This window comes from Desulfotomaculum copahuensis, from assembly GCF_001655685.1.
GTDB classification, from domain to species: domain Bacteria; phylum Bacillota; class Desulfotomaculia; order Desulfotomaculales; family Desulfovirgulaceae; genus Desulfotomaculum_G; species Desulfotomaculum_G copahuensis.
In genome coordinates this window covers 16,039-31,067 of the sequence record NZ_LYVF01000188.1, presented here as the reverse complement: position 1 = coordinate 31,067, position 15,029 = coordinate 16,039, and the positions used below count along the sequence as shown (strand labels likewise).

Here is a 15,029-nt window from a genome sequence, read left to right as displayed (position 1 = left end):
TTGCGCAGATTTTTGAAAAGGAATGTACCGGCCTCGGCCCGCCCCGGCGGCGGACGCGGCGGACCGGCGTAAATCTTCGCATTATCTATTGAAAGGAATGTTTCGTTATGGCCCGGGGCGGCGCACAGGACAAAACGGAAGCACCAACCCCGCGCCGGCTGCAGGAAGCCAGGCGCCGGGGGCAGGTGGCCAAAAGCCGCGACTTCAGCGCCGCCGTGATCCTGATGGCCGCGGTGCTGCTCTGCTACATGCTGCAGGTCAGGGCGACCGTGCAGTGGGAACAGGAGTTGAGCTGGTATTTCAGCCACTGCTTTTCCTTTGACCTGCCGCCGCAGAACCTGCCCTGGGTGCTCTATGATGTGGGCATGCACGTAATGCGCATGTTCGCCCCCTTTTTCGTGGTGCTGGTGGGCGCCGCCCTGGCGGTGAACATCTGGCAGACCGGCTTTATTTTCAGCACGGAGAGCCTGAAATTCTCCCCGGACCGGCTGAATCCGGTGAACGGCCTGCAGCGCTTGTTCAGCCTGCGCAGCCTGGTTGAGCTGGCCAAAAGCGTGCTCAAGGTGCTGGTGGTGGGGGCGGTGAGTTTTTTGACGGTCAAGTCGCGCCTGCCCGCCCTGCTCATGATCTTCACCCGCCCGGCGGAGGCCGCCTTCGGCACGGTGAGCGGCACCCTGCTGGCGGTGGCCGCGGCGGCCGGCGGCACCTTCCTCGGCCTGGCCGTGCTGGACATGTATTTTCAGCGCTGGAGTTTTACGCGCGACATGCGCATGAGCAAGCAGGAAGTGAAAGACGAGCTCAAGCAGACCGAGGGCGACCCGGTGGTCAAGGGCTGGCAGCGCCGCCGTATGCGTCAGATCCTGCTCAACCGCATCCGTCAGGAGGTGCCCCGGGCCACGGTGGTGATCACCAACCCCACCCATGTGGCGGTGGCCCTGCGCTACGCGGAAGATGAAATGGCCGCGCCGCAGGTGGTGGCCAAGGGGGCCGGCGACCTGGCCCGGCGCATCCGGGAAATCGCCGCCGAAAACAACGTGCCGGTGATGCCCAAACCGGAACTGGCCCGCGCGCTCTACCAGCAGGTGGAGATCGGCGCGGAAATACCGGTGGAGCTCTACCAGGCGGTGGCCCAGATCCTGGCCCTGGTCTACCGGCTGAAGAAAAGACGGCCGCCGGCCTGAAAAACGGGATGACCGTTGCCAAAGGCCGCCAACAGGGGCCTGTCCCCTTCGGTATTTGCCGGATTTGATAAATAATGGCTCCGGTCCATACACACCGGTTCACCGGCTGGATGAACGGCGCGACATGCCGCTCCACACTCCCGCCGGCGGGACCGGCAGCCGGAAGATATCTTAGCAGATGGAGGCAATAACCATGCCCGCACGGACGGCGGTAAAAACACAACTCAAGCGCAACACCGACCTGCTCATTGCCGGCCTGGTGGTGGGCATCGTGCTGCTGATCATCATTCCCATGCCCCCTCACGTGCTGGATGTGCTGCTGTCCCTGTCCATCACTATCGGACTGACCGTGCTGCTGATCACCATGTTCACCACCGAGCCGCTGCAGTTCTCCATCTTTCCCTCGCTGCTGCTGGTCACCACCCTTTACCGGCTGGCGCTGAACATCTCCTCCACCCGGTTGATCCTGGGCCAGGCCTACGCGGGCAACGTGATTGACGCTTTCGGCCATTTCGTGGCCGGCGGCAACTATGTGGTCGGATTCATCGTTTTCATCATCATCACCGTGATCCAGTTCGTGGTGATCACCAGCGGCGCCGGCCGGGTGGCCGAGGTGGGCGCCCGCTTCACTCTGGACGCCATGCCCGGCAAGCAGATGAGCATTGACGCCGACTTCAACTCCGGCCTGATCACCGAAACGGAGGCGCGGGAAAAGCGCCGCCGCCTGCAGCGGGAGGCCGACTTCTTCGGCGCCATGGACGGCGCCAGCAAGTTCGTGCGGGGCGATGCCATCGCCGGCATCATCATCACTCTGGTGAACATCATCGGCGGCCTGGCCATCGGCGTACTGCAGATGAGCATGCCGGTGACCGAGGCGCTGCGCACATACACCGTGCTGACCATCGGCGACGGTCTGGTCACCCAGGTGCCTTCAGTGCTCATATCCACCGCCGCCGGTATTCTGGTCACCCGGGCCACCTCCGACGCCAGCTTCGGCGCGGACATCTCCCGGCAGTTCACCGCCTTTCCGAAAATCCTTTTCGTGGTGGCCGGAGTGCTCTTTGTGCTCGGCTGCATCCCGGCCATGCCGAACATCCTGTTTTTGAGCCTGTCCGTGGCGGCCTTTTTCGCCGCCCGCAGCCTGGCCCGGGAAAAACAAAGGGAAGAAACCAGCCGCCGGGAGGCGCAGGCCCGCCAGCAGATGCAGCAGAGCCGCCGGGAGCCGGAAAACGTGGCCACTTACTTCCAGGTGGACCCGCTGCAGATTGAATTCGGCTACAACCTGATCCCGCTCACCGATGAAAACCAGGGCGGCGACCTGCTGCACCGCCTGGCCGCGGTGCGCCGGCAGTGCGCCCTGGAGATGGGCATTTATGTGCGGCCGATCCGCATCCGGGACAACCTGCAGCTGACGCCCAACACCTACGTCTTCAAGATCCGCGGCGAGGAGGGCGCCCGGGCCGAACTGATGCCCGGCCACTTCCTGGCCATGGACCCCGCCGGCCGGGAAAAGGACATCCCCGGCATCCCGACCACCGAACCGACCTTCGGCCTGCCGGCCTGGTGGGTCACCGCGGCGGAGAAGGAGAAGCTGGAACTGGCCGGTCTGACGGTGGTGGATCCGTCCACCGTGCTGGTCACCCACCTGACGGAGTTCATCAAAGCGCACGCCCACGAACTGCTGGGCCGCCAGGAGGTGAAGGAACTGCTGGAGGCGGTGAAGGAAAAGGACCCGGCGGTGGTGGAGGAATTGTCGCCCGACCTGCTCGGCCTGGGCGAGGTGCAGAAGGTGCTGCAAAACCTGCTGCGGGAGCGGGTGCCGCTGCGGGACATGGTCACCATCCTGGAGGCGCTGGCCGACGGGGCGCGGCTCAACCGGGACGCCGACTTTCTCACCGATCATGTGCGCGGCGCCATGGCCCGCACGCTCAGCCGGCTCTACCTGACGCCGGAAGGCAAACTGGCCGTGTTCACCCTGCATCCGCGGTTGGAAAAAACGCTGGAGGACGCCACGCAAAAGACGCAGCTGGGCGCCTATCCGGTGCTGGAGCCGGGACTGGCCCGGCAGGTGCTGGAAAAAGTGCGGGCGGCGGCGGAAAATATGAGCATCAAGGGTTTGACGCCGGTGGTGCTCTGCTCCCCGCGGGTGCGCCTGCCCTTCCGGCGGCTGATTGAACGCTACCTGCCCAATCTGGCGGTGCTGTCTTTGAATGAGATTGCGCCCGATATTGAAGTGGAGGCGCTGGGGACGGTGACGGTGGAATGAAAGTAAAAAAATACGTGGTGCGCGAAATGCAGGAGGCTATGCGCCTGATCCGGGACGACATGGGTCCGGAGGCGGTGATCATCAGCAGCTACCGCCTGCCGCGCCAAAACCTGCTTGACTTTTTCCGGCCGCTGCAGCTGGAAGTGACCGCCGCGCTGGACGAACCGCCGGGCAGCGCCGCCCCGGCCGGCCTGCCGGCCGGGCGGGGGGAGACGTGCACCATTGAAGTGGGCGCCATTGCGGCCGGCTGCGGTGATGCCGTGCGCGGTGCGGCGGATGCCGTCCGGTTGGCGGGCGTGGTGCGGACGGTGCTTCCTGGCGGCCGGCCTGCGGTCCCGGCCGTCCGGGTGGAAAATTCGACTGTAAAGGAGAAATTTACCGCTTCCGGGCAGGAAAATGGTCCCTCTTCATTTAATATAATCCTCAAACAACAGGAGGAAACGCTGATGGAAGGTGATCCGGCGCGCCGCTGGCGGCGGAAACTGCTGGAAATGGAAGTGTTGCCGGAGGTGGTGGAGCGCCTGCTGGACGGCCTGACCGGGCCGGACGGGGAGGAGGATGAGGCGGAGGAACTGCTCCGCGTCCGTTTGAAAAGCCGCCTGGCCGCTCTGGTGGAGCCCGCCTACCGGCCGCCGTCCGGCGCGGCGGTGAACCATACGCCGGCCGGCGCCGTCCGGCCGGAACCGGTTGCCGGCCGGGCACTGATCACCGGGAGGCGGGAAAGATTGCTCCCCGGGGAGGATGCCGGCGGTGTTCAGCACGGTTCCGCCCCTCGCGCAGTGCACGACGGCCCTGTGCCGGACGCCGGGCCGCCGGAGGCGTCCGGCCGCCATACGCCGGCCGGACATCCGGACCATGGCGCTGCCCGGCTGTCCGGCCGGCCCGGACGGGATACCGGCGCGGAAAAAGCCGTTTATGCCTTCATCGGCCCGACCGGGGTGGGTAAAACCACCACCCTGGCCAAGCTGGCCACCCGGCTGGTCCTGTTTGAAAACAGGCGCATCGCCCTGGTGGCCCTGTACAGCCACCGCTTCGGCGTGGCCGAGGAATTGAAATTTTATGGCGAAACTCTGGGCGTGCCGGCCGAAGTGGTGATGACCCCGGCGGAACTGGCCGCGGCCGTGCGGACGCACCGGGACAAGCACGCGGTGCTCATCGACACCGAAGGCGTCTCCCACCGCAACGCCGCCCAGCTGCTCAAACTGAAAAGCTTTCTGGACGTCCTGGAACCGGGGCGGGAAATTTTCCTGACGCTAAGCGCCACCACCCGTTCGCGCGACCTGCTGGACATGGCCGGTGCTTTTTCACGCACCGGTTTCACCCAACTGGTGTTCACCAAACTGGACGAAACAGCCGTGCGCGGCCCGGCGCTCAACCTGGTGCAGCAGACCGGCCGCCCGGTGTCCTATGTGACCGCCGGCCAGAGCGTGCCCGACGATCTGGAAACCCTGACCCCGCGCCGGCTGGCGGCGCTTTTGCTGGAAGAAACAGACTAGGGGCGTAAAATTAATGCGGAGGCGCCTACCCGGTAAGCCCGGCCGGGCACCGGGGCGGCGACACCATGAAAACAGCTGTGGCGATGGATACAGCTTTCCCCGTCACATTTGCCAACACATCTATTTTGACCGGTCTGGAGAAGGCGCCTGCGCCCGGAGATCCGTCCGGCCCGGACCAAAACCGGGAAAAATCATGGGGGTTTGTTTCATGTGGGGCCGGCAAAACGAAATAAAAACCGGAGTTTTACGCCGGAGTGCCGGCGCGGGCGCTTTCGCCCCCGCTTGCCCGGAGGCCGCCCCGGCCGGCGCGCGTGTGCTCGCCGTGGCCAGCGGCAAGGGCGGGGTGGGCAAGAGCAACCTGACGGTGAACCTGGGCCTGGCCCTGGCCGCCCTGGAGCAGCGGGTGATCATCCTGGACGCCGACCTCGGCCTGGCCAACGTGGAAGTGCTGCTCGGCGTGACGCCGCCCGTCAACCTGTTCGACTGCCTGTACCGCGGCCGGGACATCCATGACGCGCTGGTGCCGGCCCCCGGCGGCGTCCGCTTCATCTCCGGCGGTTCGGGCTTCCTGGAACTGGCCAACCTGGATCAGCAGCGGCGCAGTCAGCTGGTGGCTTCGCTGGCGCAGCTGGACGGAGAGGCGGATTTCCTGCTCATCGACACCGGGGCGGGCATATCTAAAAACGTGCTGGCCTTTCTGGCCGCCGCCGGCGAGGTGATCGTGGTGATCACCCCGGAGCCGACCTCACTCACCGACGGCTACGCGCTGATCAAGGTGCTCTCCCGCTTCCGCTCCCACCGCGAAGTGCTGCTGGCGGTGAGCCGGGCGGCCGGCGGGGCGGAGGCGCGGGAGACGGCGCGGCGCGTGGAGGCGGCGGCCGGCCGCTTTCTGGATATCGGCGTGCGCTATCTGGGCGCCATTTACGAGGACCGGGCGGTGAACCGGGCCGTGCGCGCGCAGCGTCCCTTTATGCTGGCCGAACCGCGCTCCCGGCCGGCGCGCGCCGTGGCGGACATGGCCGGCCAGCTGCTTACCGGACGGCGGGAAGAAGCGGCGGTGCGCCGTCCGGGGATCAACGGCTTTTTCAGCCGTCTGGCCCGCGCCTTCGGGTAGACATGGCGCAATGCGGGCCGGGATTGCGCCCGGACATTTCGCCCGTCGCTGTACTCCGGTCAATGATTTTCCAAATTAACGGCATCATTGCGGTCAACAGCCGTGCTAGCGGTGCGGGGAGCTGCATTACGTTATTCACTGGGCCGTGGAAACAGAGCACCATCCGGCCGGCGGGCGTTTCCAGCTCCTGACACCCGACATCCGACTTCTGAAACGGAGGGGCCAGTTTTGCCTGAAAACCAGGAACTGCGCATCAACACGAAAATTCAAGTGGCCCGGACGGGAGAGCGGGACTGGTACGCCTCCGCCATTCAGGACATCCGCGGCGGCGAGCTGTACATCGCCGTCCCCCGGCTGCGCGGAGACGCCCTCACCTTCGCCGCGGGCGACCAGGTACAGGTGCGGTTTTACGGCGCCGGCGCCAGCTTTGTGTTTCCCGCCCGCTACCTGGGCCGGACCGCGGACGCCATTCCGCTCTACCGGCTGGCGCGCACGGGGGAAATTGAACGGGTGCAGCAGCGCAGCCACGTGCGCCTGAAAGCCGGCCTGGACGTGCAGTACGCCCCGCCGCCGGAAAAAAACCGCCGCCCGCGCTACAAAAAGGGCTATTCCGTGGACATCAGCGGCGGCGGCATGCGCCTGGCCGTAAGCGAGCCGGTGCTGCCCGGCCGCGAACTGCTGCTCAAATTCACCCTGCCCCTGCGCCGGGGAGCGAAAGAAATGGAATTGACCGGGCGGGTGATCCGGTTGTTTGAATCCGAATTCGAAGGCGCCAAAACCTACCAGGCGGCGCTGGAGTTCACTGATTTGACCCGTTCCCAGCAGGACGCCATAGTACAATACATTTTTCAGCGCATGGCGGAACAGGCCCGGCTACGCTAACAGTTTTACACAGGGCGGATACAGGCCGGGCTCAACGCAAAGGGTGCGGCCGGCCGGAACCATGGCCGGGTTTGCACAGGCCGCCGCCCGGGTGTCACCGGAGCAGGGAAATGGCCCGGACCGGCTGAAAACCATCCCGCCGTTCTGATAAACAAGGGCACGTCCCCGTGTCTTTACCGTCAAGGACTGATATCTATGGATAAAGACCTGCTCTGGCAGCAGTTCAGACAAAACAAAAGCCAGGAATTACGCCACCAGCTGGTGCTGTCCTACCTGTGGCTGGTCAAGCATCTGGCCGGCCGGCTGGCGGTGCGCCTGCCCGCCTGCATCAGCCAGGAGGACCTGGAGAGCTGCGGCGTCTTCGGTTTGATCGAAGCGGTGGACAAGTTTGACCCGGATATGGGGCGGGACTTTGAAAGCTACGCCTACGCCCGGGTGCGCGGCGCCATGCTGGACGAAGTGCGCCGGGCCAACTGGATTCCGCGCACCATGTGGCATAAACTGCAGCTGCTCAAAGCCACGCGGGAAAAGCTGGAGCGCAAACACCACCAGGCGGTCACGAACGAAGCGGTGGCCCGGGAAATGGGCGTCAGCACGGCCGAAATAAACCGGCTGGACAACCATTTTCAGCGCATCTACACCCTGTCCCTGGATGAAATGGTCACCGCCAGCGGCGGGGAAACCCTGCGCCTGGGCGATCTGATCCCCGACCCGGCCAGCCCCGATCCGCTGGACAAGGTGGCCGAGGACGACAACCAGCGCCTGCTGGCGCAGGCGGTCGCCGCAATGAGCGAAAAGGACCAGCTGGTGCTGTCGCTTTACTACCGGGAGCGCCTGACGATGAAAGAAATCGGCCTGGTGATTGGGGTGACCGAATCCCGCGTCTGCCAGCTGCACTCCCGGGCGCTGAACCGCCTGCGTCAGAAGCTGAAGGAAATGGAGGAAACAAAATGATCCGGGGCATTTACACCGCCGCGGCCGGGCTGGACGTGCAGTCGGCGCGGCTGGACGTGATTTCCAACAATGTGGCCAATATCGCCACGGCCGGCTTTAAAACCGACAATGTGACGCAGAAGACCTTCCCCGACCTGCTGCTGGTGGAAAGCCAGCCCCGGCCGGGGGATGTGCCCGTCGGACCGAGCTGGCGTCCGGTGGGCGTGATCAACCAGGGCGCCGCCGTGAACGGCGTGTATACCGACTTCACCCCCGGCGCGCTGCAGGGCACCGGCAAAAGCACCAGCCTGGCCCTGACGGCGCCGGACAGCTTTTTCACCGTGGCCGACCCGGCCAACCCGGGCGGGGTGCTCTACACGCGCGACGGCGATTTCGCCGTGGACGCCGGGGGCTACCTGGTGGACGCCCGTGGCCGGCGTGTGCTGGGCGTAAACGGGCCGGTTCAGGTCAACAACGCCAATTTCCAGGTTGACCGGAACGGCCGGATAACCGTGTCCGGTCAGCCGCTGGACCAGTTGCGCATCGTGCAGTTCAACAATCCGGCCGGGCTGGTCAAAACGGGGGACAACTATTTCCGCGCCCCTGCCGGGGCGGCGCAGCCGGCCGTCAACCCGGGCGTGCGCCAGGGTTACCTGGAGGGTTCCAATGTGAATGCGGGCGCGGCGATGGCCGGCATGGTCAGCGCCCTGCGCGCCTACGAATCCAATCAGCAGACGCTGCAGACGGAAAACCACCTGCTCGATCTGGCCATCAACCAGGTGGGCGTGCTGCGCTAACCGCCCGGCAAACGGCCGGCGACGCGCGGGCAAAACCGTGCCGGGCGGGCGGCCCTGCGCCCGGCGGCGTCTTTCAGGCGCGAAACACCGCGGCCCTGCGCCCGGCGGCGTCTTTCAGACGCGAAACACCGCGGCCCTGCGCCCAGCGGCGTTTTTCAGACGCGAATCATCGCCGCCGGCGCTGCAAGGGCGGCGCCATCCGGCGGACCGGTCAATCTGTACCTTACCTTTGAAAATAAACTGCGAGGTGATTCCCATGCTCCGCGCCCTGTACAACGGCGTTTCCGGCATGACCGCCCAGCAGTCCATGCTGGACGTGGGCTCGAACAACATCGCCAACATCAATACCACCGGCTTCAAAAAGTCGGAAATCTCCTTTAACGATTTGATCTACCAGCAGATGGGCGCCGAAGGCATCCCGGCCGTGCCCTCCAACGGGACCGGCGGCGGCACCGGCGCCAACGGCGCCACCCCGCCGGTGGTCGCCCCCACTTCGGGCACCGGCGTGCGCGTGGCCGCCACCATGCGCGATTTCCGCCAGGGCTCCCTGCTGCAGACCGGCCGTCCGCTGGACGTGGCCATCGACGGCCAGGGCTTCTTCAAAGTGACGCTGCCCGACGGCACCAGCGCCTACACCCGGGACGGCTCCTTCAACGTGGACGCCAACGGCAACCTGGTCACCCTGCAGGGCTACCAGGTCGCGCCCAACATAACCGTAACCACGCCCTACAGCGCCATCGAAATCACCCGGGACGGCAACGTCAACGTCACCGACAGCCAGGGCAACGTGACCAACGCCGGCCAGCTGGAACTATATACATTCAACAACCCCGAGGGACTGGTGGCGCTGGGCGACAACCTGTACGCCACATCCGCCGCCAGCGGGCAGGAGACACAGATCGACCTGAGCCAGAACAGCAGCGTCTCGCTGCGTGCGGGCTACCTGGAAGGCTCCAATGTCAACCCGGCCGAAGAAATGACCCGCCTGATCGTGGCCCAGCGGGCCTATGAAATGAATGCCGGCACCGTGCGCACGGCCGATCAGATCTGGGGCCTAGCCAACAGCCTGGTCAAGTAGCCGCGGCGTACGTGATTTGCAACCCAAACCTGTAAAGGGGGACTGGAATGGAGCCGGCCAGAGACCGCATTGAAATACAGGTCGGCATTGCCGATTACAAGATTGCCAGGGAGCCGGGCCAGCTGATCACCCTGGGACTGGGCTCATGCGTGGGCGTCAGCCTGTACGACCCGGCGCTCAAACTGGGCGGACTGCTGCACCTGATGCTTCCCGACAGCACACAGTTCAGCAATGTCACCCGGCCGGCCAAATTCGCCGACCTGGGCATTCCCCTGATCATCGGCGAGATGAAAAAGCAGGGGGCGCGCCTCAGCCGCCTGCAGTCCAAGCTGGTCGGCGGCGCGCAGATGTTTTCCGGCCTGGACAGCAAAATGACGCTGAACATCGGCCGGCGCAATTCGGAAATGGCGCGCCAGATGCTGCAGCAGTACGGCATCCCGATCCTGGCGGAAGAAGTGGGGGGCAACCGGGGGCGGACCATGATCTTCGACACCAGCGACGGGCGGGTGCTCATCCGCATGCTGGGCAGCAAGCTCAAGGTGATCTGACATGGACTTCGCCCAATTCAAGGACCGGGTACGCAAAGACTTCCGCCTGGACCTGCAGAGCTATAAGGAAACCCAGCTGCGCCGGCGCATGGACGCCTTTCTGGCCCGCCACCGGCTGAATGATTACGGCGTATTGTTCCAGCTGCTGCGGGACGACCGGGCCGTATACGAAGCCTTCCTGGATCACATGACGATCAACGTGTCGGAATTTTTCCGGGACCCAGCGCGTTTCAAAGAACTGGAAGGCGCCATCCTGCCGGACCTGCTGCGCGCCAAAAGCCGCTTGAACATCTGGAGCGCGGCCTGCGCCAACGGCGCCGAACCCTATTCGGTGGCCATCATTCTGGAGGATCTGGCGCCCGCCCGGCGGCACCGGCTGGAGGCCACCGACATCGACAAAAACATCCTGGCCAAAGCGCAGCAGGGTAAGTATGCCGCCGACGCGGTGCGCAACGTGGACGCCCGCCGGCTGGCCCGTTATTTCACCCGGGAGAACGGCTCTTATGTGCTCAAGGAGGACATCCGCCGGAAGGTATCCTTCCACCGGCACGACCTGCTCACCGAACCGTTCATCCGGGACTGCGACCTGATCCTGTGCCGCAACGTGACCATCTACTTCACCCGGGAAGCCCAGGACCGGCTGAACCGGCAGTTCGCCGCGGCGCTGTCCCCGGGCGGCGTGTTGTTTATTGGAGGCAGTGAAATGATTTTCAATTATCAGGAACTGGGTTTGGATAAAGTGAGCACTTGTTTTTACCGAAAACTTGAACATAGGGGGGCGGGCCGGTGAATTACCGCACTCTGTCGCCCGCCGAACTGGACGCCCTGCAGGAAATCAGCAACATCGGCGTGGGCAACGCCGTCACCTCCCTGGCCCAGCTGATCAACCAGCGGGTGGAAATGAGCGTGCCGCGCGCCTGCTTCCTGCCCTTTGAAGAAGTGATCGCCCTGGTGGGCGGCTACGAGGAACTGGTCGGCTGCGTCAGCCTGCGTGTGCTTGGCGACGCCCCCGGGATGGTCCTGTTCATCTTCAGCGAAGAGAGTACATACCGCCTGGTGGACATGCTCATGGGCCTGCCGCCGGGCAGCACCGCCGCGCTGGACCAGATGGCCGAATCGGCGGTGAAGGAGGTGGGCAACGTGCTCACCGGTTCGTTCATCAGCGCCATCGGCATGATGACCGGCCTGAAAATGATCACCACCGTGCCCCTGTTTGCCTTCGACATGCTGGGGGCGGTGCTCACCTCGCTGATGGTGGCCGCCGGGCGGGTGGAGGACCAGGTGCTGGTGATCGAAACCGGCATGTTCAACCATAATGACGCGCAGATTAAAGGACATTTTTTCCTGCTCACCGAACCGGGCGCCATTGACCGGCTCATGGCCGCCCTCGGTTTGGGTGCGGGCCAGGCTTGAAAAAACCGGAGGGGGAAACAGCATTGGGTAAGAAGATCCTGGTGGTGGACGACGCCGCATTCATGCGCATGATGATTAAAAACATCCTGCTCAAAAATGGTTACGAAGTGGTCGGGGAAGCTGAAAACGGCAAGCAGGCGGTGCAGATGTACGCCGAACTGAAGCCCGATCTGGTGACCATGGATATCACCATGCCCGAAATGGACGGCATTGAAGGCGTCAAGGCCATCCGCGCCCTGGATCCCGACGCCAGCATCATCATGTGCAGCGCCATGGGCCAGCAGGCCATGGTCATGGACGCCATCCAGGCCGGGGCGAGGGACTTCATTGTCAAACCGTTCCAGCAGGACCGCATCCTGCAGGCCATCGAGCGGGTGTTGTCCCGCCCCCGCTAGCAGGCGGCCGGAAAGGGGTTTATCGACATGCAGGAAATTCTAAGCCAGGGGGAAATCGACTCGCTCCTGGCCGCGCTCACCTCCGGCGAGCTGAGCATGGAGGAGGCCAAACAGGGCCGGGAACGGCAGGTCAAGGCCTACGACTTCCGCCGCCCGAACAAGTTTTCCAAGGAGCACCTGCGCACACTGGAAATGCTGCACCAGCATTACGCCCGGCTCCTTTCCAGTTTTTTGTCCGGCTACCTGCGCACTACGGTGAATGTGGAAGTGGCCACGGTGGGGCAGATGATTTTCGAGGAATTCATCCGCTCCATTCCCATTCCCACCGCGCTGACCGTGTTCGGTTTAAAACCGCTGGAGGGTTCGGCGCTGTTCGAAATCGATTCCCAGCTGATTTTTTTGATCATCGACCTGCTTTTCGGCGGTCCGGGCAACGCCGGGGATCAGATGCGCGAACTGACCGACATCGAAATCACCGTGGTGCGCCGGCTGATGGAACGCATATTGGAAAACCTGGCCGCTGCCTGGCATGACTTTTACGCCGTCACACCGGAAGTGCAGGGCATCGAAACCAACCCGCGCATGCAGCAGCTGTATTCCCCCAACGAGGTGGTCGCCCTGATCACCTTCTCGGTGGTGATTAACGAGGAAGAGCGGGGCCTGATCAACCTCTGTCTGCCGTACATAGTGCTGGAACCGCTGATTTCCCGCCTGTCGGTGCGCCAGCAGTTCAGCCGCCAGGTGGGCGCGCCGGGCGAGGACGACATCCGCCGCCTGGGCCACTGGCTCGGATTTTCCCGGGTGGAGCTGAACGTGCTGCTGGGCGAGGCGGAAATCACCGTGCGCGAACTGCTGCAGCTGCGGGAGAGCGATATTCTGGTGCTGAACCGTGCGTTGAACCAGGATCTGGATCTATACGTGGAGGGCGAGTTGAAGTTCGGCGTGCAGGCCGGCCGGATCGGCTCAAACCTGGCCGTGCAGGTGGTCGCGCTCACCGGGGAGGAGAAGGAAGATGCCTGACGATAATTTCTTGAACCAGGATGAAGTGGACGCCCTGTTGAAGGCCGTGGACAAGGTGGCGCCGCCGGCCGGCGAGGAAACGGCCGCCGCCGTGGACGCCCCGCCCGGCGGGGAAACGGCCGCGCCGCCGGAACGGGCGGTGGAAGCGGCGGGCGGTGCCGCGGCGGATGCCGGTACGGCCGGGGAAGCGGCGGCCGTCGCGGGGGGCGGCGCCGGGACGGCGGCGGAGGCCGCCGGTGAGCAGGCGCCTGCAGGCGGGCCGGCCGGGGAGGGCGCGGCGGCGGACGGGGCGCCCGGCGGTCAAGACACCCCCCCGGCCGGGGAGGAGGTCGCCCCGGGTGTGGCGCCGCCGGCCGCGAACACCGCCGGGGCGGACAAGGAGCAGTCCGCCCCGGACGCCGCGGGCACGCCGGATGACGGCGGCCTGCTCAGCGCCGCCTGCCGGCAGGCGGCGGAGCTTTCGCCTGCGGAGCAGGACGCCCTGGGTGAAATCGGCAACATCTCGATGGGCTCGGCGGCCACCACGCTGTCGGAACTGCTGGGGCAGAAAGTGAACATCACCAGCCCGCGGGTGGTCACTTGCCTGCAGGAAAAGCTGTTCCAGAGCTTTAAAATCCCCTACATTGTGATCCAGGTGGAATTCAAAGAAGGGCTGCAGGGGTTCAACGTGCTGATCATCCAGCTCAAGGACGCCATGATCATGGCCGATCTGATGATGGGCGGCGATGGCACGCACGCCGCGGAGCAGATCTCCGAAATGGAGCTTTCGGCCGCCTCGGAGGCCATGAACCAGATGATCGGCACCGCCTCCACCTCCCTGGCCACCATGTTCCACCGCACGGTGAACATATCGCCGCCCGCCACTACGGTGCTGGAGATGACCGAAGGCCGGGTGGACTACCGCCTGCCCACGGAGGATCCGATCGTGGTGGTTTCCTTCAAGATGACCATCGGCGCGCTGGTGGACACGGAAATCATGCAGATCATGAGCATAACCACGGCGCGCGAGGAGGCCGCCTTGCTGCTGGCGCAGCTGGTGGAGCCGGCGGACTGGGAGCAGCCGGCCGCCGCCGGCGCGCCAGCGGAAACGCCCGCCGCCGGCGCTTCCGCCGCGGATACGGCCGGCGCGGCACCCGCGGGCGCCATTAACGCCGGGGAAACGCCCGCCGCCGCCGGCAACGGCGCCCGGGCCGCGCACCCGCCGGGCAACGGCGCCGGCCGCCGCACCGTGCTCAGCGAGGAGGAGCAGCGCAAGCTGGAACTGCTGCTGGACATCCCGTTGAAAGTGAGCGTGGTGCTCGGCCGCTCCCGGCGGCCGATCAAAGACGTGCTCGGGCTCACCCCGGGGGCGATCGTGGAGCTGTCCTCCCTGGTGGACGAGCCGGTGGAAGTGCTGGTCAACGGCACGCTGATTGCGCGCGGGGAAGTGGTGGTGGTCAACGAGAACTTCGGCGTGCGCATCAACAGCATCATCAGCCCGGAAGAACGGGTGGAGCAGCTCGGGCCGCGGCATTAAACCGGCGGTGCGGCCCGGCCGGTGGCGGGTCCGGCTGGTGTGCCCGGGCGTCCTGCAGTGCGGTTGCCGGCGGGCGGCGGTACGCGGGAGGGTGAACAAACCCCGCCCGTGTCCGCGCGTGTTTCAGTGAAGCGCAAACAAACCCGTCCGTGCCGGCGCGCGTTACCGTGGGACGTTAAACAAGTCCCGCCCGTGTCACGCGCGCTCTTGTGGAGCGCGAGCAAATCCGTTCGTACCGGCGCGCGTTACCGTGGGACGTTAAACAAGTCCCGCCCGTGTCACGCGCGCTCTTGTGGAGCGCGAACAAACCCGTCCGTGCCGCGCCTTCCGTGGAGCGCAAACAAGCCCTGTGAGCCGGCGGCTCACAGGGCTTGCCCCATGTTCCGGATG

14 protein-coding genes are annotated in these 15,029 nt (G+C 65.1%); all 14 read left to right on the top strand.

Annotated features, from left to right (window positions below):
- Positions 1-107: 107 nt before the first annotated feature.
- The 14 genes from flhB (at position 108) to fliY (ending at position 14,639) form a co-directional block, all read left to right on the top strand.
- Positions 108-1,181: a flagellar biosynthesis protein FlhB gene (gene flhB, locus A6M21_RS15225; protein ID WP_066670598.1), complete on the top strand. Its 1,074-nt coding sequence runs from the start codon at positions 108-110 to the stop codon at positions 1,179-1,181.
- Positions 1,182-1,374: 193 nt separating this feature from the next.
- The gene (flhA, locus tag A6M21_RS15220) at positions 1,375-3,447 is read left to right on the top strand and encodes a flagellar biosynthesis protein FlhA (RefSeq protein ID WP_066670596.1); all 2,073 of its coding nucleotides are present in this window, start codon (positions 1,375-1,377) and stop codon (positions 3,445-3,447) included.
- Complete coding sequence (locus A6M21_RS15215) at positions 3,444-4,943, top strand: flagellar biosynthesis protein FlhF (protein ID WP_066670594.1); 1,500 nt, start codon at positions 3,444-3,446, stop codon at positions 4,941-4,943. The genes flhA and A6M21_RS15215 overlap by 4 nt, the downstream gene beginning before the upstream one ends.
- 208 nt (positions 4,944-5,151) lie before the next feature.
- Positions 5,152-6,057 carry a MinD/ParA family protein gene (locus A6M21_RS15210; protein ID WP_066670590.1) on the top strand — a complete coding sequence of 302 codons (906 nt, stop codon included), beginning with the start codon at positions 5,152-5,154 and terminating at the stop codon, positions 6,055-6,057.
- A 228-nt stretch (positions 6,058-6,285) separates the two neighbouring features.
- On the top strand, positions 6,286-6,939 hold the full coding sequence (locus tag A6M21_RS15205; protein WP_066670587.1) for a flagellar brake protein: 654 nt from the start codon (positions 6,286-6,288) through the stop codon (positions 6,937-6,939).
- Between the two features lie 195 nt (positions 6,940-7,134).
- The gene (locus A6M21_RS15195; RefSeq protein ID WP_066670581.1) at positions 7,135-7,893 is read left to right on the top strand and encodes a sigma-70 family RNA polymerase sigma factor; all 759 of its coding nucleotides are present in this window, start codon (positions 7,135-7,137) and stop codon (positions 7,891-7,893) included.
- Positions 7,890-8,669: a flagellar hook-basal body protein gene (locus A6M21_RS15190; protein ID WP_066670578.1), complete on the top strand. Its 780-nt coding sequence runs from the start codon at positions 7,890-7,892 to the stop codon at positions 8,667-8,669. Before A6M21_RS15195 ends, A6M21_RS15190 begins: the two co-directional genes overlap by 4 nt.
- Positions 8,670-8,925: 256 nt before the next feature.
- Positions 8,926-9,747, top strand: coding sequence for a flagellar basal-body rod protein FlgG (gene flgG, locus A6M21_RS15185; protein ID WP_066670571.1), 822 nt, complete (start codon positions 8,926-8,928; stop codon positions 9,745-9,747).
- Between the two features lie 47 nt (positions 9,748-9,794).
- Positions 9,795-10,295: a chemotaxis protein CheD gene (locus A6M21_RS15180; protein ID WP_066670568.1), complete on the top strand. Its 501-nt coding sequence runs from the start codon at positions 9,795-9,797 to the stop codon at positions 10,293-10,295.
- Between the two features lies 1 nt (position 10,296).
- Positions 10,297-11,085 (top strand): CheR family methyltransferase, encoded by a 789-nt coding sequence (locus tag A6M21_RS15175; protein ID WP_066670567.1) that lies wholly within the window; start codon positions 10,297-10,299, stop codon positions 11,083-11,085.
- On the top strand, positions 11,082-11,708 hold the full coding sequence (locus A6M21_RS15170) for a chemotaxis protein CheC (RefSeq protein ID WP_066670565.1): 627 nt from the start codon (positions 11,082-11,084) through the stop codon (positions 11,706-11,708). Before A6M21_RS15175 ends, A6M21_RS15170 begins: the two co-directional genes overlap by 4 nt.
- 23 nt (positions 11,709-11,731) lie before the next feature.
- Entirely contained in the window at positions 11,732-12,103 is a 372-nt protein-coding gene (locus tag A6M21_RS15165; RefSeq protein WP_066670640.1) for a response regulator, read from the top strand.
- Positions 12,104-12,130: 27 nt separating this feature from the next.
- The gene (gene fliM, locus A6M21_RS15160) at positions 12,131-13,123 is read left to right on the top strand and encodes a flagellar motor switch protein FliM (RefSeq protein ID WP_066670555.1); all 993 of its coding nucleotides are present in this window, start codon (positions 12,131-12,133) and stop codon (positions 13,121-13,123) included.
- Positions 13,116-14,639, top strand: a complete 1,524-nt coding sequence (gene fliY / locus A6M21_RS15155) for a flagellar motor switch phosphatase FliY (protein WP_078060764.1) — start codon at positions 13,116-13,118, stop codon at positions 14,637-14,639. Before fliM ends, fliY begins: the two co-directional genes overlap by 8 nt.
- The last annotated feature ends 390 nt before the right edge of the window (positions 14,640-15,029 follow it).

Bases quoted from the DNA above. Each gene is read 5' to 3' on its own strand.
- flhB (WP_066670598.1), top strand. From the start codon at position 108: ATGGCCCGGGGCGGCGCACAGGACAAAACGGAAGCACCAACCCCGCGC.
- flhA (WP_066670596.1), top strand. From the start codon at position 1,375: ATGCCCGCACGGACGGCGGTAAAAACACAACTCAAGCGCAACACCGAC.
- A6M21_RS15215 (WP_066670594.1), top strand. From the start codon at position 3,444: ATGAAAGTAAAAAAATACGTGGTGCGCGAAATGCAGGAGGCTATGCGC.
- A6M21_RS15210 (WP_066670590.1), top strand. From the start codon at position 5,152: ATGTGGGGCCGGCAAAACGAAATAAAAACCGGAGTTTTACGCCGGAGT.
- A6M21_RS15195 (WP_066670581.1), top strand. From the start codon at position 7,135: ATGGATAAAGACCTGCTCTGGCAGCAGTTCAGACAAAACAAAAGCCAG.
- A6M21_RS15190 (WP_066670578.1), top strand. From the start codon at position 7,890: ATGATCCGGGGCATTTACACCGCCGCGGCCGGGCTGGACGTGCAGTCG.
- flgG (WP_066670571.1), top strand. From the start codon at position 8,926: ATGCTCCGCGCCCTGTACAACGGCGTTTCCGGCATGACCGCCCAGCAG.
- A6M21_RS15180 (WP_066670568.1), top strand. From the start codon at position 9,795: ATGGAGCCGGCCAGAGACCGCATTGAAATACAGGTCGGCATTGCCGAT.
- A6M21_RS15175 (WP_066670567.1), top strand. From the start codon at position 10,297: ATGGACTTCGCCCAATTCAAGGACCGGGTACGCAAAGACTTCCGCCTG.
- fliM (WP_066670555.1), top strand. From the start codon at position 12,131: ATGCAGGAAATTCTAAGCCAGGGGGAAATCGACTCGCTCCTGGCCGCG.
- fliY (WP_078060764.1), top strand. From the start codon at position 13,116: ATGCCTGACGATAATTTCTTGAACCAGGATGAAGTGGACGCCCTGTTG.